The 19,012-nt window shown below is 66.2% G+C and carries 23 protein-coding genes; 18 read left to right on the top strand and 5 right to left on the bottom strand.

Annotated features, from left to right (window positions below):
• The first annotated feature begins 1 nt into the window (after position 1).
• From ABUE31_RS00490 to fliQ, 5 genes are read left to right on the top strand one after another with little or no spacing between them, the layout of a single operon-like run.
• The gene (locus tag ABUE31_RS00490; RefSeq protein ID WP_367721513.1) at positions 2–1,048 is read left to right on the top strand and encodes a flagellar hook-associated family protein; all 1,047 of its coding nucleotides are present in this window, start codon (positions 2–4) and stop codon (positions 1,046–1,048) included.
• Between the two features lie 25 nt (positions 1,049–1,073).
• Positions 1,074–1,421 (top strand): flagellar biosynthesis regulator FlaF, encoded by a 348-nt coding sequence (gene flaF / locus ABUE31_RS00485; RefSeq protein ID WP_367721512.1) that lies wholly within the window; start codon positions 1,074–1,076, stop codon positions 1,419–1,421.
• Positions 1,418–1,891, top strand: a complete 474-nt coding sequence (flbT, locus tag ABUE31_RS00480) for a flagellar biosynthesis repressor FlbT (protein ID WP_367721511.1) — start codon at positions 1,418–1,420, stop codon at positions 1,889–1,891. Before flaF ends, flbT begins: the two co-directional genes overlap by 4 nt.
• Positions 1,888–2,286 (top strand): flagellar hook assembly protein FlgD, encoded by a 399-nt coding sequence (gene flgD / locus ABUE31_RS00475; RefSeq protein WP_367721510.1) that lies wholly within the window; start codon positions 1,888–1,890, stop codon positions 2,284–2,286. The genes flbT and flgD overlap by 4 nt, the downstream gene beginning before the upstream one ends.
• A gap of 29 nt (positions 2,287–2,315) precedes the next feature.
• Complete coding sequence (gene fliQ, locus ABUE31_RS00470; RefSeq protein ID WP_367721509.1) at positions 2,316–2,582, top strand: flagellar biosynthesis protein FliQ; 267 nt, start codon at positions 2,316–2,318, stop codon at positions 2,580–2,582.
• Positions 2,583–2,622: 40 nt separating this feature from the next.
• On the opposite strand, the gene ABUE31_RS00465 is transcribed toward fliQ, so the two are convergent.
• Positions 2,623–3,315, bottom strand: a complete 693-nt coding sequence (locus ABUE31_RS00465) for a winged helix-turn-helix transcriptional regulator (RefSeq protein ID WP_367721508.1) — start codon at positions 3,313–3,315, stop codon at positions 2,623–2,625.
• 218 nt (positions 3,316–3,533) lie between these two features.
• Between ABUE31_RS00465 and ABUE31_RS00460 the strand changes: the two genes are divergently transcribed.
• The 8 genes from ABUE31_RS00460 to ABUE31_RS00425 all read left to right on the top strand — a co-directional run bounded on the left by ABUE31_RS00460 (position 3,534) and on the right by ABUE31_RS00425 (position 10,077).
• Positions 3,534–4,661, top strand: coding sequence for an acyl-CoA dehydrogenase family protein (locus tag ABUE31_RS00460; protein ID WP_367721507.1), 1,128 nt, complete (start codon positions 3,534–3,536; stop codon positions 4,659–4,661).
• Positions 4,662–4,860: 199 nt separating this feature from the next.
• The gene (gene flhA, locus ABUE31_RS00455; protein WP_367721506.1) at positions 4,861–6,948 is read left to right on the top strand and encodes a flagellar biosynthesis protein FlhA; all 2,088 of its coding nucleotides are present in this window, start codon (positions 4,861–4,863) and stop codon (positions 6,946–6,948) included.
• Positions 6,945–7,697, top strand: coding sequence for a flagellar biosynthetic protein FliR (gene fliR / locus ABUE31_RS00450; protein ID WP_367721505.1), 753 nt, complete (start codon positions 6,945–6,947; stop codon positions 7,695–7,697). Before flhA ends, fliR begins: the two co-directional genes overlap by 4 nt.
• 2 nt (positions 7,698–7,699) lie before the next feature.
• On the top strand, positions 7,700–8,092 hold the full coding sequence (locus ABUE31_RS00445; RefSeq protein WP_367721504.1) for a hypothetical protein: 393 nt from the start codon (positions 7,700–7,702) through the stop codon (positions 8,090–8,092).
• Between the two features lie 57 nt (positions 8,093–8,149).
• The gene (locus ABUE31_RS00440; RefSeq protein WP_367721503.1) at positions 8,150–8,698 is read left to right on the top strand and encodes a rod-binding protein; all 549 of its coding nucleotides are present in this window, start codon (positions 8,150–8,152) and stop codon (positions 8,696–8,698) included.
• A 4-nt stretch (positions 8,699–8,702) separates the two neighbouring features.
• Entirely contained in the window at positions 8,703–9,119 is a 417-nt protein-coding gene (locus ABUE31_RS00435) for a hypothetical protein (RefSeq protein ID WP_367721502.1), read from the top strand.
• Positions 9,116–9,637, top strand: a complete 522-nt coding sequence (locus tag ABUE31_RS00430) for a hypothetical protein (RefSeq protein ID WP_367721501.1) — start codon at positions 9,116–9,118, stop codon at positions 9,635–9,637. The genes ABUE31_RS00435 and ABUE31_RS00430 overlap by 4 nt, the downstream gene beginning before the upstream one ends.
• 155 nt (positions 9,638–9,792) lie before the next feature.
• Positions 9,793–10,077, top strand: a complete 285-nt coding sequence (locus ABUE31_RS00425) for an SCP2 sterol-binding domain-containing protein (RefSeq protein WP_367721500.1) — start codon at positions 9,793–9,795, stop codon at positions 10,075–10,077.
• A gap of 28 nt (positions 10,078–10,105) precedes the next feature.
• Here the strand turns inward: ABUE31_RS00425 and ABUE31_RS00420 are convergent, their stop codons facing one another.
• From ABUE31_RS00420 to ABUE31_RS00410, 3 genes are all read right to left on the bottom strand, one after another.
• Positions 10,106–10,675, bottom strand: coding sequence for a GNAT family N-acetyltransferase (locus ABUE31_RS00420; RefSeq protein WP_367721499.1), 570 nt, complete (start codon positions 10,673–10,675; stop codon positions 10,106–10,108).
• Between the two features lie 91 nt (positions 10,676–10,766).
• On the bottom strand, positions 10,767–11,900 hold the full coding sequence (gene odc2 / locus ABUE31_RS00415) for an ornithine/lysine decarboxylase (protein WP_367721498.1): 1,134 nt from the start codon (positions 11,898–11,900) through the stop codon (positions 10,767–10,769).
• Positions 11,901–12,402: 502 nt separating this feature from the next.
• Positions 12,403–12,759, bottom strand: coding sequence for a winged helix-turn-helix transcriptional regulator (locus tag ABUE31_RS00410; protein WP_367721497.1), 357 nt, complete (start codon positions 12,757–12,759; stop codon positions 12,403–12,405).
• A 106-nt stretch (positions 12,760–12,865) separates the two neighbouring features.
• On the opposite strand from ABUE31_RS00410, the gene ABUE31_RS00405 reads away from it, so the two are divergent.
• Positions 12,866–13,570 (top strand): glutathione S-transferase family protein, encoded by a 705-nt coding sequence (locus tag ABUE31_RS00405; RefSeq protein WP_367721496.1) that lies wholly within the window; start codon positions 12,866–12,868, stop codon positions 13,568–13,570.
• A 39-nt stretch (positions 13,571–13,609) separates the two neighbouring features.
• Here ABUE31_RS00405 and ABUE31_RS00400 read toward each other — a convergent pair whose 3' ends face one another.
• Complete coding sequence (locus ABUE31_RS00400) at positions 13,610–14,233, bottom strand: TetR/AcrR family transcriptional regulator (RefSeq protein WP_367721495.1); 624 nt, start codon at positions 14,231–14,233, stop codon at positions 13,610–13,612.
• A gap of 159 nt (positions 14,234–14,392) precedes the next feature.
• Here ABUE31_RS00400 and ABUE31_RS00395 point away from each other — a divergent pair, with 159 nt between their 5' ends.
• The 4 genes from ABUE31_RS00395 (at position 14,393) to ABUE31_RS00380 (ending at position 18,974) form a co-directional block, all read left to right on the top strand.
• Positions 14,393–15,133: a response regulator gene (locus tag ABUE31_RS00395; protein ID WP_367721494.1), complete on the top strand. Its 741-nt coding sequence runs from the start codon at positions 14,393–14,395 to the stop codon at positions 15,131–15,133.
• A gap of 9 nt (positions 15,134–15,142) precedes the next feature.
• The gene (locus ABUE31_RS00390) at positions 15,143–16,762 is read left to right on the top strand and encodes a hybrid sensor histidine kinase/response regulator (protein ID WP_367721493.1); all 1,620 of its coding nucleotides are present in this window, start codon (positions 15,143–15,145) and stop codon (positions 16,760–16,762) included.
• Positions 16,763–16,870: 108 nt separating this feature from the next.
• A complete protein-coding gene (locus ABUE31_RS00385; protein ID WP_367721492.1) occupies positions 16,871–18,073 on the top strand; it encodes an amidase in 1,203 nt (400 codons plus the stop codon).
• A 4-nt stretch (positions 18,074–18,077) separates the two neighbouring features.
• A complete protein-coding gene (locus ABUE31_RS00380; RefSeq protein WP_367721491.1) occupies positions 18,078–18,974 on the top strand; it encodes a LysR family transcriptional regulator in 897 nt (298 codons plus the stop codon).
• Positions 18,975–19,012: the final 38 nt, after the last annotated feature.

The raw sequence follows: 19,012 nt of genomic DNA, 5'->3' as shown, positions 1-19,012 counted from the left end.
CATGAAGGCGTCACCGGTCTCCTCCCTGTCGATATCCCAGGCGCTGCGCTATTCGGCAATGCGGACCCAGGGCGACCTGGTGAAGGCACAGAAGGAACTCGACACCGGAAAGGTCTTCGACAGCGGCCTGGCGCTCGGCGCGCGAACCGCGCATACCGTTACCTTCGCGCGCGACTTCGACCGCCTGAACGGCATCGTCGATTCCAACGGCATCGTGGCGGCACGGCTGACCGCAACCCAGGACGCGCTGTCCAACCTGACGGGCGCCGCCCAGGAGCTTCTCGGCGTACTGACCGCAAGTTCATCGGGCGACGCCGCAGCGTCGGTGACGCGCAACAGCGGCCGCGCCGCGCTTGCGGCTCTGACATCCATCCTCAACACGCCGATCAACGGCGAATACATGTTCGCCGGTATCAACACCGACGTGAAGCCGCTCGACAGTTTTGCAGACGGTTCTTCCTCGAAGGTCGCCTTCGACGCCGCCTTCCTGGCGCATTTCGGCTTCTCGCAGAACGATCCCGCCGCCGCCAACATCACGACGGCGCAGATGGACGCCTTCATGACCGCCGAGCTCGAACCGCAGTTCCTCGGCGCCGGCTGGCAGGCGAACTGGTCGGGCGCCACCGACCAGCCGATCGTCAGCCGCATCGCGCTCAACGAGACCGCCGAGACATCCGTCAGCGGCAACCACGACGCGATCCGCAAGCTGGCGATGGCAGCCGCCGCGATCGGCGACCTGTTCGACAGCAATCTCGGGGCGGCCGGGCGCAAGGCGCTCGTCGACAAGATGGTCGGGGTCGTCGGCGAGGCGATCAGTTCGCTCGCCGCGCTGCAGTCCGAGGTTGGCGTGGTCGAGCAGCGCGTCGAGGCGGCGAGCGAGCGCATGACCATGCAGGCCGATCTCTTCGAACGGATGATCGCCGACACCGAGGGCGTGGACCCCTACGAGGCGGCCAGCCGCGTGCAGAACCTGCTGTCGCAGATCGAGACTTCCTACGCGCTGACCGCGCGCATACAGCAGCTGAGCCTGCTTCGCTTCTTAGGGTAACGACGCCAGGGGACGGGATCGTTTCATGTACCAATTTTCCTACGCCGACATTCAGACCGACTCGGTCGCCGACGCGAAGGACCGCGAACGCCAGCTCCTGACCCGCTCGATAGACCTGCTCGTGGCGGCGCGTGCGGTCGGCCGCGACTCGATGGAGGCCATCGAGGCGATACATTTCCTGAATCGCGTCTGGAGTTCGCTCATCGAGGATCTCGGCAGCCCCGAGAACGCACTCCCCAAGGAATTGCGCGCCAACCTGATCTCCATCGGCCTCTGGCTGATGCGCGAGGCCGAGGATCTCCGCCAGGGGCGCGCCGACAATTTCGATGGAATAATCGAGGTTTCCCAGATCATCCGGGATGGCATCCAATGAAGAACACGTTGAAGATATCGCTGAAGCCCAACGAAAAGATCTATCTGAACGGCGCGGTCATCAAGGTCGATCGCAAGGTGACGCTGGAACTGCTCAACGACGTGCAGTTCCTGCTCGAGAGCCACGTGCTGCAGATCGACCAGGCGTCGACCCCGCTGCGCCAGCTCTACTTCATCCTGCAGGTCATGCTGATGAACCCCGACGGCGCAGACGACGCTTACGCGCTGTTCCGCCGCTCGCTGCCGCTGATGCTCGCGAGCTTCAGCGACCCGGAGATCACCGGTACGCTGAAGCACGTCGACCGCATGGTCGGCGAAGGCCACATCTACGAGGCGCTGAAGGCAATCCGCGGCCTCTATCCGCGCGAACTGAAGGTGATCGGTGGCAACGACGATCAGCCCGCAGAGGTGCAGGCAATTCGCCCCGAACTCGAAAAGCGGCAGGCAGCCCAGGCAGGAGCAGCCCGATGAGCATGACGGTTGCGGCCACGAGCGCGTCCAGCTACGCGAAGCCGACGGAAGCAGCGTCGAAGACGCAGGTGGACTACCAGTCCTTCCTGAAGCTTCTCGTCGCGCAGATGAAGAACCAGGATCCGACCAACCCCATGGACTCCACGCAGTACATGGCCCAGCTCGCCTCCTTCAGCCAGGTCGAACAGTCTGTCCAGATGAACCAGAAGCTCGACCAGATGCTCCAGTCCTCGACGCTGGCGCAGGCCGATGCGATCATAGGCCGGACGATTACCTCGGCCGACGGCAAGACGACGGGCGAGGTAACCGAGGTTCGCCTCTTCGCCAACGGCATCGTCGCCGTGCTCGAGGGTGGCAAGGAAGTCGTGATGGAACCGGGCGTCAGGATTTCCTGAAGTCTTGACGATGCTGAAGGCGCATCCCGATGAATGAAGCCGACGCTCTCGACATCGTCCAGTACGCCATCTGGACCGTGCTCACGGCGTCAGGACCGGCGGTCGCCGCGGCCATGCTCGTGGGCGTCGGCATCGCGCTGGTTCAGGCGCTGACGCAAATCCAGGAAATCACGCTGACCTTCGTGCCGAAGATCGTGGCCATCATGCTGGTGGTCGCCTTCACCGGCCCGTTCATGGGCGCGCAGATCTCCGCCTTCACGAACGTCATCTTCGAGCGGATCGAGACCGGGTTCTGACCCGGCCCACTGTTCTCGACGGACAAGGGCGGAGCGCACCTCAGGCCGCCCTTGCCGGCACCTCGGCAAAGGGGCTGAATCCCAGCCACTGCTGCATCGCGCGCGCGATCGCCGGATCGCCGTCGAACTCGATCGCGCCTGAATCGATCTCGCTTCTGAGCTTGGCCACGCCCATCCAGACCGCCGTCATGGTGCGCAGCGGCGACCGGACCAGCAGATCGACCTCGAAGCCGGGATCGTAGTAACAGAGATCGACCTCGCCTTCCTCCACCACCAGCCAGTAATTCTGCTTCGTCGGCGACAGTTCGGGGTATCGAAACTGTATCGTGCAGCGGCCGTCGGGCAGCGGATCGGGCACGAGGCGGCGGCGCATGTCCCACATCAGCAAAGTCGGATCAAGATTGCGCAGCGAAAGCTGCGATTCCACCCAGCGCGCGCCCCAGACGCCCAGGGCCAGCACCACCTCCCTCAGGTCCTCGCCGGCGGGCGTCAGGGCGTACTCGACCGCTCCGCCGCTGCCGCGCGAGACCGATACGATGCCCGATTTCTCCAGCTCTTTCAGCCGCTTGGACAGCAATGCCGGGGACATGCGTGGCACACCCCTGCGCAGGTCGTTGAAGCGCGAGGTTCCCGCGAGAAGCTCACGCATAATCAACGGAGTCCAGCGGGAGCAGAACACCTCCGCCGCCATGGAAACCGGACAGAACTGCCCGTAGCCACTGCGTTCAGGCATGGATCACCACCTCCTTTTGTCCCGACAATCCTGACAGTGCGGGGTTTCCGGACTTTGCCGCGCTCCGGCCCGGACGGTTACAGGGACCGGTCTCGCGCCCGAGGCCTTCGGGGACCAGTTCAGTTCCTGAACTGGACCCCGGTTGCTTCCGGGAGGATTTTCGCCCTCCAACTCAAACGAGGGTACGCGAAATGACGATGACCCAGGGAGTACGGACGATGGAAACCGGTAGCGAGACGATCGCTCAGCTTGCCGCCCGGCTTGGCCGGGAATTCGCCGCCGGCGCGCAACAGGCGGACGAGACCGACAGCTTCGTTGCCGCCAACTACGCAGCGCTCAAGGACGCCGGCCTCGTCGAAGCAGCCGTCCCCGCCGAACTCGGCGGACGCGGCGCCGAGATCGGCGAACTCTGCGACATGATACGGCTGATCGCGCATGGCTGCAGTTCGACCGCGCTCGCCTTCTCGATGCACACGCATCAGGTGGCGATTCCTGCGTGGCGTTGGCGGCACCAGAAGCTGGCCGTGGTCGAACCCCTGTTGAGGCGGGTGGCCACCGAGAGGATCGTGCTGCTTTCGAGCGGCGGTTCCGACTGGATCGGCGGATCGGGCAAGGCCGAGAAGGTCGAGGGCGGCTACCGCATCACCGCCCGCAAGGTCTTCACGTCGGGAGCCGCGGCCGGCGACATCCTGATGACAGGCGCCGTTCTCGAAGGCGAAACGCCTCCGAAGGTGCTGCATTTCGGCGTGCCCATGAAGGCTCCCGAAGTGTCGGTCGCCGACACGTGGCGGACGCTCGGCATGCGCGGCACTGGCTCCAACGACGTCGTCGTCGATGGCCTCTTCATCCCCGACGCCGGCGTCGCCCTGGCGCGCAACGCGGGCGAATGGCATCCGCTCTTCCAGATAATCGCGACAATCGCGTTCCCGCTGATCTACGCCGCCTATCTCGGCGTTGCAGAAAGCGCCCGCGACATCGCCGTCGAGATGGCCGGCAGGAAGCCGGCCAACCCCCACGCGATCAGCCTTGCGGGCCGGATGGACACCAGCCTGCGCGCCGCCCAGCTCGCGCACCGCCACATGATCGCGACGGTCGAGGAGAACGCGCCGTCGGCCGAGACGGTCAACGAGACGATGATCGGCCGCGCGCTCGTCGCCGAGCATGCCATCAAGGCCGTGGAACTGGCCCTGGAGCTTGCCGGCGGAGCCGGCTTCTACCGGGCCGCCGGCCTGGAGCGCCGCTTCCGCGATGTCCAGGGTGCCCGCTTCCATCCGCTGCAGCAGGGCCCGCAGGCCGCGTATGCCGGCTCGATGGCGCTTGGACTGCCGGTCGACAAGGTCTTCTGACCGCCGCTGGGGGCACAAGTCCAGGCTTGTGCCCCCAGCGAGACAGCGCCCGCTCCCGGCTTTTCCTCGCCAGGGCCGTATCCAGTCTCCAGCCGCGGGGTCTCCAACCGTATTCAGGGTTTGCCCAACCCTCGCACAAGCTTGGTCTCCTATCCTCACACGGCCTGCGCCTTGCGCGGGCCGCATGGGAATCCGACGCATGGCGATCGCCGAAACGGCAGCTCAAGACCCGATAGCCAGGAACGGCCGCGACATCTTCTTCGCGCTCGGCATCGTCGTCATCCTGGCGGTGCTGTTCCTGCCGATCCCCGCCTTCATGATCGACGTCGGCCTCGCCTTCTCGATCGCGCTCTCGGTTCTGATCCTCATGGTCTCGCTGTGGATCGCCCGGCCGCTCGACTTCTCGTCTTTCCCGACGATCCTGCTGATCGCGACCATGCTGAGGCTCTCGCTCAACATCGCGACGACCCGCATGATCCTGTCGAACGGCAACGACGGCACCCACGCGGCCGGCTATGTCATCTCGGGCTTTTCGAACCTGGTGATGTCGGGCGACTTCGTGATCGGCCTCATCGTCTTCACGATCCTGATCATCGTGAACTTCATCGTCATCACCAAGGGTGCGACACGCATCGCAGAAGTCGGCGCGCGCTTCACCCTCGACGCCATCCCCGGCAAGCAGATGTCGATCGACGCCGACCTGTCCGCCGGCGTCATAGACGACAAGACGGCCCAGCTGCGCCGCCGCGAGCTTGAAGAAGAATCATCTTTCTTCGGATCTATGGACGGCGCATCGAAATTCGTCCGCGGTGACGCCATCGCAGGCCTGATCATCACGCTGATCAATATCGTCGGCGGCATCACAATCGGCTATTTCCGGCACGGCATGGACCTCGGCAAGGCGTCGGACGTGTTCATCAAGCTGTCGGTCGGCGACGGACTGGTAACCCAGATCCCGGCGCTGATCGTCTCGCTCGCCGCCGGCCTGCTCGTCTCGAAGGGCGGCACCCGCGGCTCCGCCGACAAGGCCGTCTTCGGCCAGCTCGGCGCCTACCCGCGCGCGCTCTACGTCGCCGCGTTGCTGCTTCTCCTGCTGGCGTTGATGCCCGGGCTGCCGATGCTGCCCTTCGTCGCGTTGGGCGGGCTGATGGCCGGGCTGGCCTACGTGATCCCGCTCCAGCAGAACCGCAGGAACGCCGCGGCAGCCGCCGCCAAGGAACAGGAAGCAGCCGACAAGGCCGACGAGGAAAAGAACTCGGTCAAGGCGTCGCTCGCGACCGCCGAGATCGAGCTCCTGATGGGCAAGCAGCTTTCCACCCGGCTTATCGTCGCGCACCAGGAACTCGCCTTCCGCATGTCCAAGATGCGCAAGAAGTTCGCCACGCAGTACGGCTTCGTCGTTCCCGAGGTGAAGCTCACCGACGATTTCGGCATTCCCTCAAAGAGCTACCAGATCAAGGTGCACGGCACCGTGGTCGCCGAGCACGCCGTGCGCGTCGGCGAGATCATGGTTCTGCTCGGCAACCGTCCCGCGCCCGACATCCCCGGCGAGGAGGTTCGCGAGCCCGCTTTCGGCATGCGCGCCTGGTCGGTGCCCGAGATGTTCGCGGAAGACCTGAAGCGCGACCAGTACGCCTTCGCCGACAACATGTCGGTGCTGCTCACCCACCTTTCCGAGGTGATCCGCAACAACCTGCCGCAGCTCCTGTCCTACAAGGACATGAAGGCCCTGCTCGAACGCCAGGATCCCGAATACAAGAAGCTCGCCGACGAGATCTGCACCACGCACATCACCTATCCCGGCCTCCAGGCGGTGCTGAAGCTGCTGCTCGCGGAGCGTGTGTCGATCCGCAACCTGCATCTCATCATCGAGGCGATCGCCGAGATTGCGCCGCATGTGCGCCGCACCGAGCAGATCGTCGAGCATGTGCGCATCCGCATGTCGCAGCAGATCTGCGGAGACCTGTCCGAAGGCGGCGTCCTGAAGGTGCTGCGTCTCGGCAACCGCTGGGACCTCGCCTTCCACCAGTCGCTCAAGCGCGACGCCAAGGGCGAGGTGCGCGAGTTCGACATCGACCCGCGCCAGCTCGAGGAATTCGGCCAGGAAGCCTCGAAGGCGATCCGCTCGCATCTCGACGCCGGTGAGCGCTTCGTGCTGGTCACCGCGCCCGACGCCCGGCCCTATGTGCGCATGATCGTGGAGCGGCTGTTCCCGACCTTGCCGGTGCTCAGCCATGTCGAGATCGCCAAGGGCGTCGAGTTGCGCATCCTCGGAACCATTTCGTGACCGCGACGGTCGAAGGCGCGGTCATCGCCGCCTTCCTCGCCTTCTGCCGCATAGGCGCCTGCTTCCTGGTCATGCCGGGCCTCTCCAGCGTCCGCGTGCCGATGCAGGTTCGCCTGTTCGTCGCGCTCGCCGCGACGGCCGGCCTGCTGATGCTCCTGTGGGACCAGATCTATCCCTACGCCGACCGCCGGCCGGGCGTCCTTCTCCCGAGAATCGCGTCCGAACTCCTGATCGGCCTACTGATCGGCCTGCTCGCGCGGCTCTACATGCTCGCCCTGCAGTTCATCGGCGCGGCGATCGCGATGCTGATCGGCTATGGCGGCATGAGTGGTCCCGGCATCGAAGACGGCGAACCGCAGGCGGCGCTCGGGGCCATCATCTCCTTCTCGGCCCTGCTGCTGCTTTTCGTCTTCGACTTCCACCACGAGATCATCCGGGCGCTGGTGGCATCCTACAAGGTCGCGCCGCTCGACGTGCTGTTCAACCCTCAATCGGCCCTGGTCGACGTCACGGACACGCTTTCGGAGTCCTTCCTCGTCGTTCTCCGCCTCGGCAGCCCGTTCGTCGCCTATGCGCTGCTGGTCAATCTGACCATCGGCTTCGTCAACAAGCTCGTTCCGCAGATCCCGGTCTACTTCATCTCGCTGCCGTTCGTCATCGCTGCCGGTCTCGTCATCTTCTACTTTGGCGTCGCCACCCTGCTCAGCCTGTTCGCCGACGGCTTCATCGACATCACGATCGGGAGGTAGGCTTGGACGCCAGGGTTCAACGGCTGAAGAAGCTGCTCGTGCTTCAGGAGCAACTCAAGGCGATGCACGAGCTGCGCCACGCCGGCTTCGTCGCGGGTGCCATCGCCGCGAAGCAGGAGGCGGCAGAGATCGCCGACCGCTTCAACGCAGACGATTCGATGTCCGGCCTGTTCCCCGAAGTCTACCAGAGGCGGATCGCCTCCGCGCTGGCCCGCGAGGACGCCAACCTGCAGTCTGCCGGCAGGGAAGCGGCCAATGTCGCGGCGGCGAATGCGCGCACCAACATGGTGGAGCGCAACTGGCGCGAGGCGCGTGGCGCCGACGAGCGACAGCGCGGCGACCGCGAGCGGCTGGAAATCATCGGCCATCGCCCGATGAAGCCGGGCGCCAAGTAAGGCTGCCACAAGCTTGTCGCGCAATGATGCGGGCGAAGATGTAACCGGAACGGCAATGTGCCCATCGCCCCGCCCAGCCAGATAGGAGTGCAGCTGACACGCCAGCCGGCCTTGCCGGAACTCACCGCCGCACGCCCGAATGCGGCACGCGACGCAGGCGGCGCAGCATTCGAGGTCGCCGAAACGGAGGCGGCCGGCAAGCCCGCCAGCGCCGCGTCGCCGGAGAGCTTCAAGCGCTTCGAGGCGATGGTCCTGCAGACCTTTATCCAGAACATGCTGCCCGAGGACGGCGCGGCCGTTTACGGCAATGGCCTCGCCGGCGATATGTGGAAATCGCTTCTGGCCGGCAAGATGGCGGACGCGATCGCCGAGCGCGGCGGCATCGGCATCGCCGACCGGGTGCTCGGCGCGCACTACGCCACCGCCGCCAAGCCGACCGACGCGATGCCCGATACACCGGCGACGGCCGGTCCAGGAGAAAGTAGCCGGCACCCTGTCGCGCCCGGCGTGCTCGATGGCATGCAGCGCGCACTGTCCGCGCTGATCGCCGACAAACCGCAGCCGTCAGGCGAAATCCCAGTCCAGTCCACCAGCAAGCGCGGATAGTTCTATGTCCCTCTACGGTCCAAGCAGCCAGAATCTCAGCCTTGCCGTTCGCGCCGCGCCCGAGCAGGTCGTGCCGGCGATCAATCTGGGTGCCCTGATCGGTCGCATCGAAGAAGCGATCATCGAGGAAACCGACTCCATCCGCACCGACGTGCAGTTCGACATCCGGGCGTCGAATGCCAGGAAAAGCCGCTACCTCTACGAACTGACCCGCGCGCTGAAAGGCGCGCGCGAAGGCACGGTGCCCGCGGAACACCGCAACGGCCTGATCCGGCTGCGCGAAAAGCTCGCCGACAACGAAGCGGCGATCCGGGCGCATCATGCTGCGGTCAACGAGGTCGCCACGCTGATGCAGAACGTCATGCAGCATGCGGAGAACGACGGCACCTACTCGGCCGGCGAGTTCGGTTACGGCCGGTGATCAAGTTCGTCGCCGCCGCGATCTGGCTCTGCGCCGTCGCCATCGGCGCGGTCTTCTATTCGTTCCAGAACGCCGAGGCAAAGCTCGACGCGCCCGCGCCGCTGCCGCTGATGGGCGGCCTCGATTCGATCAAGACGGATATCGTGTCGGTGCCCGTGGTGCGGGATGGGCGCATCGACGGCTATTTTCTCGCCCGGCTGGTCTATGCGATTGAATCGCAGAAGCTGGCAAAGCTCTCGGTTCCGCCCGAAGCGCTCATCGTCGACCAGGTCTATTCCTATGTATACGGCAACCCCGACCTCGATTTTTCCGACCGCGAGACGCTCGACCTCGACGTCTTCCGCGCTGGCGTCCGCGACAAGATCAACGAGAAGGTCGGCGACGAACTGATCCACGAAGTCCTCGTCGAACAGGTCGACTTCCTGTCAAAGGAAGAGATCCGCGACAACACGATCCGCCGCCGGCTGCAGGCGGGACAGACGGCGCGTGAGATGGCCAAGGGCTTCAAGGAGCACTGAGCATCCGCGCAATGACGCGCATTGGAACCTGGCAATGCCCCGCGCGTCTCCTATCGTAAGGCCGCCATGGCTTGAGGTCGGCGGCTTTCAGTCTATCCTGCCTTCCGGGTGCGGCCCGCTTCGCGGCCGCGACAGAAGAAAGTCAGGAGATCGCCATGGGCGTGCAGCAGATTGCGGATCAGATCAAGGCAAGGGTGGAAAGCGCCGGCTTCGAGCGCTCGGTGAAATTCGACACCGGTGCGGACGGCGTCATCGTCATTGATGGCGCGACCATCTCGACGGCGGACCAGGAAACGGACTGCACGATCAAGCTTTCGCTCGGCGATCTGGAAGACATGATCGCCGGCGACCTCAGCCCGACCACGGCGTTCATGACCGGCAAGCTGAAGGTCGAAGGCGACATGTCCGTCGCCATGGCGCTCAGCCAGCTGATCGGCTGAGCGCCGAGGGCCGCCGCGAGGCAGCCACTTAGGCTGCCGCGACGACCCGTGTCGGCTTCGCCCTGCGGCCGGTCGGCTTCAGCACGCCGACGGCGCCGTCGAGAGCGCCGGGCGCGAGTTCGAGGGCGAGCAGCCGGTGGCGCTCATAGGGGCCGGGCATCGCGAGGCGCCCGGTCTTCTCCGCCGAGAAGCCGAAACGGCCGTAGTAGGCGGCGTCGCCGACCAGTATGATCGCCTTGTGACCGAGACGCCTCGCCTCGGAAATAGCGTGCGCCATCAGCGCTCTGCCGATGCCGGCATTGCCGAGCGATGGCTCGACGGCAAGCGGCCCGAGCAGCAGCGCCGTGCGGCCGTCGCCGGTGGCGACGTCCCAGAGACGAACGGTGCCGGCAAGCACGCCGTCCTCGGTCCGCGCGACGAAGGCCAGGCCCTCGGACGGGCGGCGCCCCCGGCGCAGCTTCTGCGACGACTTACGCTTCCAGTTCCGGCCCATGGCGCGGTCGAGCAGCGCCTCGCGCTCGGCCGAAGCGCCAGAACCGACCTCACCTGCGATGTCGAAAACGACGGCTTTTTTCCGCGCGATTTCAAGAGCTTCCATATTCCCGATCCTTCGGACCAACGGATGTTCGAAAGGAACGAAGACCGGCGACGGCTCGCCGGTCTTCGCGTGACGCGAGGGGCAAGGCCCCTCAGATCACGTAGGATCGGAGCGGCTCGAAGCCGTTGAACGCAACCGCCGAATAGGTCGTCGTGTATGCGCCCGTTCCTTCGATCAGAACCTCGTCGCCGATGGTCAGCGAGAGCGGCAGCGGATAGGGCGTCTTCTCGTACATCACGTCAGCGGAATCGCAGGTCGGGCCGGCGAGCACGCACGGCGCAACCTGCCCGCCGTCGCGCGGGGTGACGATCGGGTAGCGGATCGCCTCGTCCATCGTCTCGGCCAGGCCGCCGAACTTGCCGATGTCGAGGTAGACCCAGCGCACATTGTCGTTGTCGGCCTTCTTCGAGATCAGAACGACTTCCGACTTGATGACGCCGGCGTTGCCGACCATGCCGCGGCCGGGCTCGATGATGGTCTCCGGGAGCTGGTTGCCGAAATGCTTGCGCAGCGCGCCGAAGATCGCCTGGCCGTAGGCCTGCGCCACCGGGACGTCCTTCAGGTAGCGGGTCGGGAAGCCGCCGCCCATGTTGACCATCCGGAGCACGATGCCCTCGTCGGCCAGCGCCGCGAAGACGCGCTTGGCGTCGCCGAGCGCACGGTCCCACGCGGTCAGGTCGCACTGCTGCGAGCCGACATGGAAGGACACGCCGTAGGCGTCGAGGCCGAGCGAACGGGCATGGCGCAGCACGTCGACCGCCATCGCGGGCACGCAGCCGAACTTGCGCGACAGCGGCCACTCGGCGCCTTCGCCGTCGGTCAGCACGCGGCAGAACACCTGGGCGCCCGGAGCGGCCCGCGCGACCTTCTCGACCTCCTCGACGCAGTCGACTGCGAACAGGCGGATGCCGAGCTGGAAGGCGCGCTGGATGTCGCGCTCCTTCTTGATGGTGTTGCCGAAGGAGATACGGTCCGCGGTTGCCCCCGCATCAAGCGCCATCTCGACTTCGGCAACGGACGCGGTGTCGAAGGACGAGCCCATCGAAGCGAGCAGGCGCAGGATCTCGGGCGCAGGATTCGCTTTCACCGCGTAATAGATTCGGGAATCGGGAAGCGCCTTCTCGAAGGCGCTGTAGTTGTCGCGCACCACGTCGAGATCGACGACGAGGCAAGGCCCGTTCGGACGTCGGGTGGCGAGGAAGTCGAGGATGCGCTGCGTGGCCATCGGGTCTCTCCAGGCGCGTTTTGAGGCGCGCAAGCATGCTCATGCGCGCGGGCGCTCGGGCCACGCGACATGCGGTCAAACAAAGGCGGGACAGATGTGCATGGAACCAGCCGGTGGAGACCCCGGAACCATGAAAACCGTCTCGCGGCGATGGACCTTGGCCAGCCCGGCCACGATCCGCTTTGTCTGCCTTGGCTTGGATTGGGAGACCCGTTCCGCACTGCCGGCAATGAGGGTGTGCCTCTTCAGTAACCCCGGCTTTTGGACAACCGGGTGACACCAGAAAGGCCCGCACCGTCGTTGCTTCAAGGCGTCCTCGGATATGCGGTTGGCCGCTTATCCGACCGGGTTCGTTACTCCCCGGGTACCGTCCCGATTTCCTCGCCATTTCGAGGGTCGGGGGACGCCCACAGGCACGTGCGACTTTGGGCAAGCGCGATATAGAGATTCGCGCTGTCACAATCAATCGGAAAAATGCATGTTCAGCCGTCGCTGCCGGGGCTCAGACCCCGGCCGCGACCGGCTGCAGAGCCACGGGCCCCTGGTCTCCGGCCGAGGTGGCTTCCCACCAGTCGGCCAGCGCCTCGATGAGGGGCGTCAGCCGTTCTCCGGCCGGGGTCAGTTCGTACTCGACGCGCAGCGGATAGCCCACGAATTCGGTGCGCCGGACGATCCCGGCCTCTTCCAGCTTGCGCAGTTCCACCGTCAGCATCTTGTGCGAGATCGTCGGATTGTCGCGGCGAAGATCGGCAAACCGCTTGGTGCCCTCCTGCAGGTAGTAGATCAGGAGCGTCGGCCAGCGACCGCCCAGCACCTGCATCACCTCTTCGATCGGGCATCGGGAAACGAGGTCTTTCATCGGCGGCTCCTGGTTACGAAAAGGTGCGTAATTTACCCCGCGCGGCAACCCGCTATGGTCCGGCTCCGCTGCGCAGCGTGATCATCAAAAATCACGGAGAATAAAAATGGAGCCTATCCTTCTATATGGGCATCCAGCCGGAAGTTCGATGGGGCTGGTGGCAGCCCTCGAATGGCTGGGACAGCCCTACAGGCTGTGCCGCGTCGACATGCTCGGCGAGATGCGCCTGCCCGCCTACAGGCGGATCAATTCGAGGGTCGAGACGCCCGCCCTCATCACCGACCGGGGCGACGTGCTGACCGAAACGATGGCAATCGCGGCATGGCTGGAAGCGCGGGACACGGAGCGTCGCGTCAGCTTCGCGCCCGCGACGCGCGATGCCGACCGGATGCACCAGCTGATGGCGTTCATCAACACCGGCTTCACGGGCGCATTCGGCCCGCTTTGGGCAGCCATGGAGATGGAGCCGCCAAAGCCCGCGATGCAGGCCGCCCTCCGGGAATGGGGCGGCCAGGGCGTGATCGAGCGCCACGACCGGCTGGAGGAGATGATCGGCGAAACGCAATTCCTCATCGCCGACCGCCCGAGCCTTGCCGACGGCGTGCTGATCGGCGTCGCCCGCTGGCTGGACTTCCACCGAGTGGCCGAGAAGGCGCGCTGGCCGAAGCTTGCCGCACTCCGAAACCGCCTCGAAGCCGACGCCGCGGTCATCTACGCGTCGGCCCTGGAGAGTGGCGACATGCAACAGGGGAGCGGCGCCTGCAGGGGCCATGTCGAATTGGCCGAGCTGACAGAGCGATTCGCCGCTTGACGCCGGTCGGGGGCGGGCGCGACGAGACCCGCCCGCCCCTCAGCCGGCGGACTGCGTCGCGCCGGGCTGTCGGGCCGCCTTCATCGCGCACTGCACCAGCCGCAGCATGAATGCCTTGAAGCCGGCGTCCGGCAGGTCGAGCTGGCGCAGCCGTTGCCAGACAGGAAAGCTGAACAGCGCAGTTGCCGCATCGGCGACCACGCCGGGAGGAGCCGACGGTGCAAGGGCTTCCGCGACATGGGCCTGCACGCCAGCCTCGACCGCGCTCAGGAACTGGTGGAGTTCCGGCACCAGCTCGCGGTCGCGAGCGGCCAGGGCAAGCCGGTGGGCGCCGCGCAGGTAGAACGCATCGACCTCGTCGAACAGCCTCTCAAGCCGCTCGGCCTCGCCGGCCAGCCCCTCGAAGACCGCGCCGGCCACGTCTGGCACGAGCGGCCGCATCTCCTGCCAGGCGTGCTGGCCGCAGGTCTGCACCAGGTCGCCGAATGTTGGAAAATGCCTGTGCAGCGTGGCCTGGCCGATGCCCGCGCGCCGCGCAATGTCGGCAAAGGTTGTCGGCGCCACGCCCTTCTCGTCGTGCAGTTGCATGGTGGCCTGCACGATCCGCTCGCGGGTCTGTCGCGACGCGTCGGCGCGCTTGCGCATGGTGTATTCGCGAGGCATGCCTCACCTAATTGACAAAAATCGAATTCCGTGAAATACATAATCCGGCAAAGTTGCATGGGCAACTCTCTTTTTGCATAAGCAGCGAAATCAGAAGGCGACGTGAACCGATCGGGGGTTTCACGCACTCATGAAGCGAACGCGCAAGGAGGTTTGCCGGTGCTTCAGAATGCTTCCATCGCAATCGTCGACGACGAGCCCGACGTGCTGTCCATGCTGGCTGACGCCTTGAGGCGGGACGGCTTCGAGGTCGTGTGCTGCGCGAGCGCGGCAGACCTCGACGACGCACTGGATACCGGCGCGCCGGACCTCGTGGTGCTCGACGTCAACATGCCGGGAGAGGATGGCATCTCGATCGCGCGGCGGCTGCGGGCGACGCGCCAGCTTCCGATCATCATGCTCACCGCCCTGGCGGATACTATCGACAGGGTGGTCGGGCTCGAAGTCGGCGCCGACGACTATGTGACAAAGCCGTTCGACCCCCGCGAACTCGGTGCGCGAGTACGGGCCGTGCTGCGCCGCGCCAGGCTCATGAAGGAGACGCAGCCGGCCGAGCGGCAGGATGCGGTCCCGCAGAAGGCGCGGCCGGGTGCGGTCGCCTGTTTCGGCGAAGCGTTCCTCGATCTGGACGCCCGCTGCCTGGTCGATCGCCAGGGATCGCCGATGGCGATCACGGCGACCGAGTTCGAACTGCTCTCGACTTTCGCGCGGCATCCCAACACGGTTCTGACGCGCGACCGGCTGCTCGGCGACGCAGCCGCGCATGGCGCATCCTGCTGCGACCGCGCCATCGACATCCGGGTGACGCGCATTCGCAAGCGGATCGAGGTCAACCCGACAAGGCCGCAGATCATCCGGACGGTGCGCAGCGTCGGCTACGTCTACGTTCCTCCGGGTTGAGGTCCGGCGTTGGGGGACGCCGGGGAAAAGTCTGCAAGCACGTCGGAGGCTGATCCGCGTCTCGCCGATCTCGAGCGGGATGCCCTGGTCTATGCCGCTGTCGTCGATTCCGCCCTCGACGCGGTGATCGTCGTCGACGAGGACGGACGCGTGGTTACGATGAACGCGTCCGCGGAAGCCTGTTTCGGCTATTCGAAAAGCGAAGCGCTCGGCCGCTCGATCGGTGAGCTGATCGTGCCCGACCGCCACAAGGCGGCGCATGAAGCGGGCCTCGCCCGCTATCGCGCGACCGGCGTCCCGCATGTACTGGGTCGTCGGGTCGAGATGGAGGCGCGGCGCAAGGACGGTGCGACGATCCCGGTCGAGCTGGCGATCACCGAGGTCAAGCTCCCCGACCGGCGATACTTCACAGCCAACCTTCGCGACCTGTCGGCGGCGAAAGCCGCCGAAACGGAAATCCAGCGCCAGCGCGATGCGCTGCATCAGACCGAGAAGCTCGCGGCGATCGGCTCGCTGCTTGCCGGCGTGGCGCATGAGCTGAACAACCCGCTGTCCGTCGTCCTCGGGCAGGCGACGATGCTCGAGGAAGAACTCGCCGGCATCGCCGCAGCCAGCGCAACCGGTGCGCGCGCGACGCAGATCCGGATCGCCGCGGAGCGATGCGCGCGCGTGGTTCGCTCGTTCATGGCGATCGCAAGGCAGCACAAGGCGGAAAAGCGGGCCGTGCAGGCGCCGGCCCTTCTCGACGGCGCCGTCGAACTGCTGAGCTACGGCCTCAGGAGCAACGGCGTCGCTGTCTACCGCGACTATGACGGCCAGATGCCGGAGGTCTTCGTCGATCCCGACCAGTTGCAGCAGATCGTCGTCAACCTGATCGTCAACGCCAACCAGGCGCTTCAGGAGACCGAAGGCAGCCGTGCGATCGAGATCCGGACATTCGTCGGCGACGACGGCCACGCCCGGATCGTCGTGGACGACAGCGGACCGGGAATCCCCGACGCGCTGAGGGCGCAGATCTTCGACCCGTTCTTCACCACCAAGCCGATGGGGGTCGGCACCGGCATCGGGCTTTCGATCTCACGCGGCCTGGCGCAGTCGCAGGGCGGTCAACTCGGGCTCGTACCTTCTTTGCTCGGCGGCGCCGCGTTCGAACTGGTGCTGCCGGTGGCGACCCGCAACGGCGGGCAGGTCGAGCAGGAAGCGGGCGACCCCGCGCCCGACATCCAGCCCGCGACGGGTCTGCGGGCGCGCGTCGTCGACGACGAGCCGGATATTGCGAAGCTCGTCTCCGAGGCGCTCTCCCGCCACGGCTACCGCAGCGACCTGGCCGGCAGCGGCGCCGAGGCGCAGGCGCTGCTTTCGGCAACGGGGGGCGCATACGACGCAGTCATCTGCGACCTCAGGATGCCCGACGTCGACGGCGCCGCGCTGTTCCAGTGGATCAAGGCGCATCATCCTGCGCTGGCAGGCCGCGTCCTTTTCATCACGGGCGATTCGCTCGGCCCGGCGGCCGGTCTCTTCCTCGCCGAATGTGGCCGCCCCTTCCTCGAAAAGCCCTTCGCACCGGGCGACGTCGCGCGGTTGGTCGCCGGCTTTTCAACACTCCCCAGGGCGACGCCCGGCACTTGAATCAGTCGAGCCGGCCCGCCTCTCTTCGCACAGTCGGAACGCTCCAGGCGGCTTGCAAAATGCCTTCCGTCGAACGATCCTCTTCCCATTGTATAGGGATGTTGAACGATGACCCCTCTGAAGACGCGTGACCGGCTGAATGCCTTCCTCGACTATCCGGAGACGCCGGTGGAGGGCCAGACGGATGGGCCGCTCGCCGGGCTGACCCTCGGCGTCAAGGACATTTTCGACGTGAAGGGCTACGTCAGCGGCTGGGGCAACCCAGACAAGTTCGAGGAAGGGCTCGTCGCCACGGCGACAGCACCGGCGGTGCAGGCGCTGCTCGACGCGGGGGCACGTTTCATCGGCAAGACGCAGACGGAGGAACTGGCCTTCTCGATGATCGGCCAGAACGTGCATTTTCCGCATCCGGTGAACCCTGCGGCACCCGACCGCGTGACGGGCGGCTCGTCGTCGGGATCGGCTGCCGCCGTCGCCGGCGGACTGGTCGACATCGGTACGGGTTCCGACACCGGCGGTTCGGTGCGCGCGCCCGCAAGCTTCTGCGGGCTGATCGGACTGCGCACCACGCACGGGCTGATCTCGCTCGAGGGGACCATGGCGCTGGCGCCGTCGTTCGATACGTTCGGCTGGTTCGCCCGGGACGCCCGGATGTACGAGCAGGTCGGCGCGGTGATGCTCGGCGAAGAAAAGGCGGGGCCGGCCAGGCGCAGGCTGATATCGCTGCCTGCGCTCGACGAACTGGTGGCGGGACCGGCGGAGGCGACGGCCTATGGCCGCATGCGCCGGGTGGTGGAAAATACGCTAGGGCCGGTGCATGCGGCAAAGGCGCCACCGTTCGGCATCGACGAACTTTACTGGGCGACGCGCAAGCTGCAGGCGCATGAGGCATGGACGGCGCGCGGCGAGTGGCTCGAGATGAAGGGGCGCCGCGTCGGGCAGGCCATCTACGACCGCTTCGCCTTCGGCCGGACTGTGACGGCCGACGAGGTGCATCAAGAGACGCGCCGGCGCGATGCGTTCCGCGACGCCTTCGGCGACCTGCTCGGCGACGACGGCGTCCTCGTGCTGCCGACCGTCCCATGCGCCGCGCCGCGCGCCGACAGCACGCCGGAGCAGTTCGGCGCCTTCCGCGAGCGCGCGATCCGCCTGCTTTGCTGGTCCGGCCTGTCCGGCTTCCCGCAGATCAGCCTGCCGCTGGGTTCTGTCGACGGCGCGCCATTCGGCCTTTCCCTGCTCGGGCCCGCAGGCAGCGACATGGCGCTCATCCGGCTTGGCCGGACGGTCCTTGAAGCGGCTGGAAAGGCCTGACCGCATGGACACGCTGACGCGCATGCGGGCATTCATCGACGTCGTCGAAGCGGAGGGATTTTCCGCGGCGGCCCGCAAGATCGGCCGGTCAAAGGCGCTGCTGTCGAAATATGTGCGCGAGCTCGAGGACGAGCTCGGCGCCCTGCTGCTCAACCGCACCACCCGGCAGTTCTCGCTGACGGAGGCCGGCCACACCTACTACCGGCGGGCGTCCGAAATCGTGCGCGACGTCGACAGCCTCGCCGACACCGTGCGAGAATCCTCGGGCGACGTGCGCGGTCGCATCAAGCTCTCGGCGCCCCGCACCTTCGCCGACGCGCCGATCGGCCAGTCGCTGATCGATTTCGCCGTGGCGCATCCGGAGATCGTGCTCGAAGTCCAGCTCGACGACCGCTTCGTCGACCTCGTCGAGGAGGGCTTCGACCTCGCCGTGCGCATCACGCGGCTGGAGAATTCCTCGTTGATCGCGCGGCGTCTCTCGCCGTTTGCGATCAAGCTCTGCGCCTCGCCCGACGTGATCGCGAAATACGGCGCGCCCGAGCGGCCGCAGGATCTGTCCGACAAGCCCTGCGTGATCGACACCAACGGCCGCTGGCTCTCCAACTGGCCGTTCGTCGGCGACCAGGGTCAGATGTTCACGGTGTCCGTGACCGGCCGTATCGAGGTGAACAGCCCGATGGCCGCGCGCGCCGCCGCCGTCTCCGGGCTCGGCTGGGCCGTGCTGCCCGATTTCATCGCCGAACCGGAGATAAAGGCCGGGCGCCTGGTGCCGATGCTGGACCAGTTCATGCCCAAGGGCGGCGGCATCTTCGCGGTCTATCCGCACCGGCGCTATCTGCCGGCCAAGGTGCGCGCGCTCGTCGACTATCTGGTGCATTGGTTCAAGGCGGCCGAAGCGTGAGGAACGACGTTGCAACGAGACACGAACACGGACCGTCC

The organism is Mesorhizobium marinum (assembly GCF_040813675.1).
In the GTDB taxonomy this organism is placed as follows: Bacteria; Pseudomonadota; Alphaproteobacteria; order Rhizobiales; family Rhizobiaceae; genus Mesorhizobium_K; species Mesorhizobium_K marinum.
Note: the sequence above shows the minus strand (reverse complement) of the source record. Positions and strands in the feature narration are given on the sequence as shown.

Coding starts and splice junctions, on each gene's coding strand:
- flaF (WP_367721512.1), top strand. CDS start 1,074: ATGTACCAATTTTCCTACGCCGACATTCAGACCGACTCGGTCGCCGAC.
- odc2 (WP_367721498.1), bottom strand. CDS start 11,900: ATGGCCACGCAGCGCATCCTCGACTTCCTCGCCACCCGACGTCCGAAC.
- ABUE31_RS00460 (WP_367721507.1), top strand. CDS start 3,534: ATGGAAACCGGTAGCGAGACGATCGCTCAGCTTGCCGCCCGGCTTGGC.
- ABUE31_RS00420 (WP_367721499.1), bottom strand. CDS start 10,675: ATGGAAGCTCTTGAAATCGCGCGGAAAAAAGCCGTCGTTTTCGACATC.
- ABUE31_RS00405 (WP_367721496.1), top strand. CDS start 12,866: ATGGAGCCTATCCTTCTATATGGGCATCCAGCCGGAAGTTCGATGGGG.
- ABUE31_RS00410 (WP_367721497.1), bottom strand. CDS start 12,759: ATGAAAGACCTCGTTTCCCGATGCCCGATCGAAGAGGTGATGCAGGTG.
- ABUE31_RS00400 (WP_367721495.1), bottom strand. CDS start 14,233: ATGCCTCGCGAATACACCATGCGCAAGCGCGCCGACGCGTCGCGACAG.
- ABUE31_RS00435 (WP_367721502.1), top strand. CDS start 8,703: ATGTCCCTCTACGGTCCAAGCAGCCAGAATCTCAGCCTTGCCGTTCGC.
- ABUE31_RS00465 (WP_367721508.1), bottom strand. CDS start 3,315: ATGCCTGAACGCAGTGGCTACGGGCAGTTCTGTCCGGTTTCCATGGCG.
- ABUE31_RS00385 (WP_367721492.1), top strand. CDS start 16,871: ATGACCCCTCTGAAGACGCGTGACCGGCTGAATGCCTTCCTCGACTAT.
- ABUE31_RS00380 (WP_367721491.1), top strand. CDS start 18,078: ATGGACACGCTGACGCGCATGCGGGCATTCATCGACGTCGTCGAAGCG.
- ABUE31_RS00425 (WP_367721500.1), top strand. CDS start 9,793: ATGGGCGTGCAGCAGATTGCGGATCAGATCAAGGCAAGGGTGGAAAGC.
- fliQ (WP_367721509.1), top strand. CDS start 2,316: ATGAATGAAGCCGACGCTCTCGACATCGTCCAGTACGCCATCTGGACC.
- flhA (WP_367721506.1), top strand. CDS start 4,861: ATGGCGATCGCCGAAACGGCAGCTCAAGACCCGATAGCCAGGAACGGC.
- flgD (WP_367721510.1), top strand. CDS start 1,888: ATGAGCATGACGGTTGCGGCCACGAGCGCGTCCAGCTACGCGAAGCCG.
- ABUE31_RS00490 (WP_367721513.1), top strand. CDS start 2: ATGAAGGCGTCACCGGTCTCCTCCCTGTCGATATCCCAGGCGCTGCGC.
- flbT (WP_367721511.1), top strand. CDS start 1,418: ATGAAGAACACGTTGAAGATATCGCTGAAGCCCAACGAAAAGATCTAT.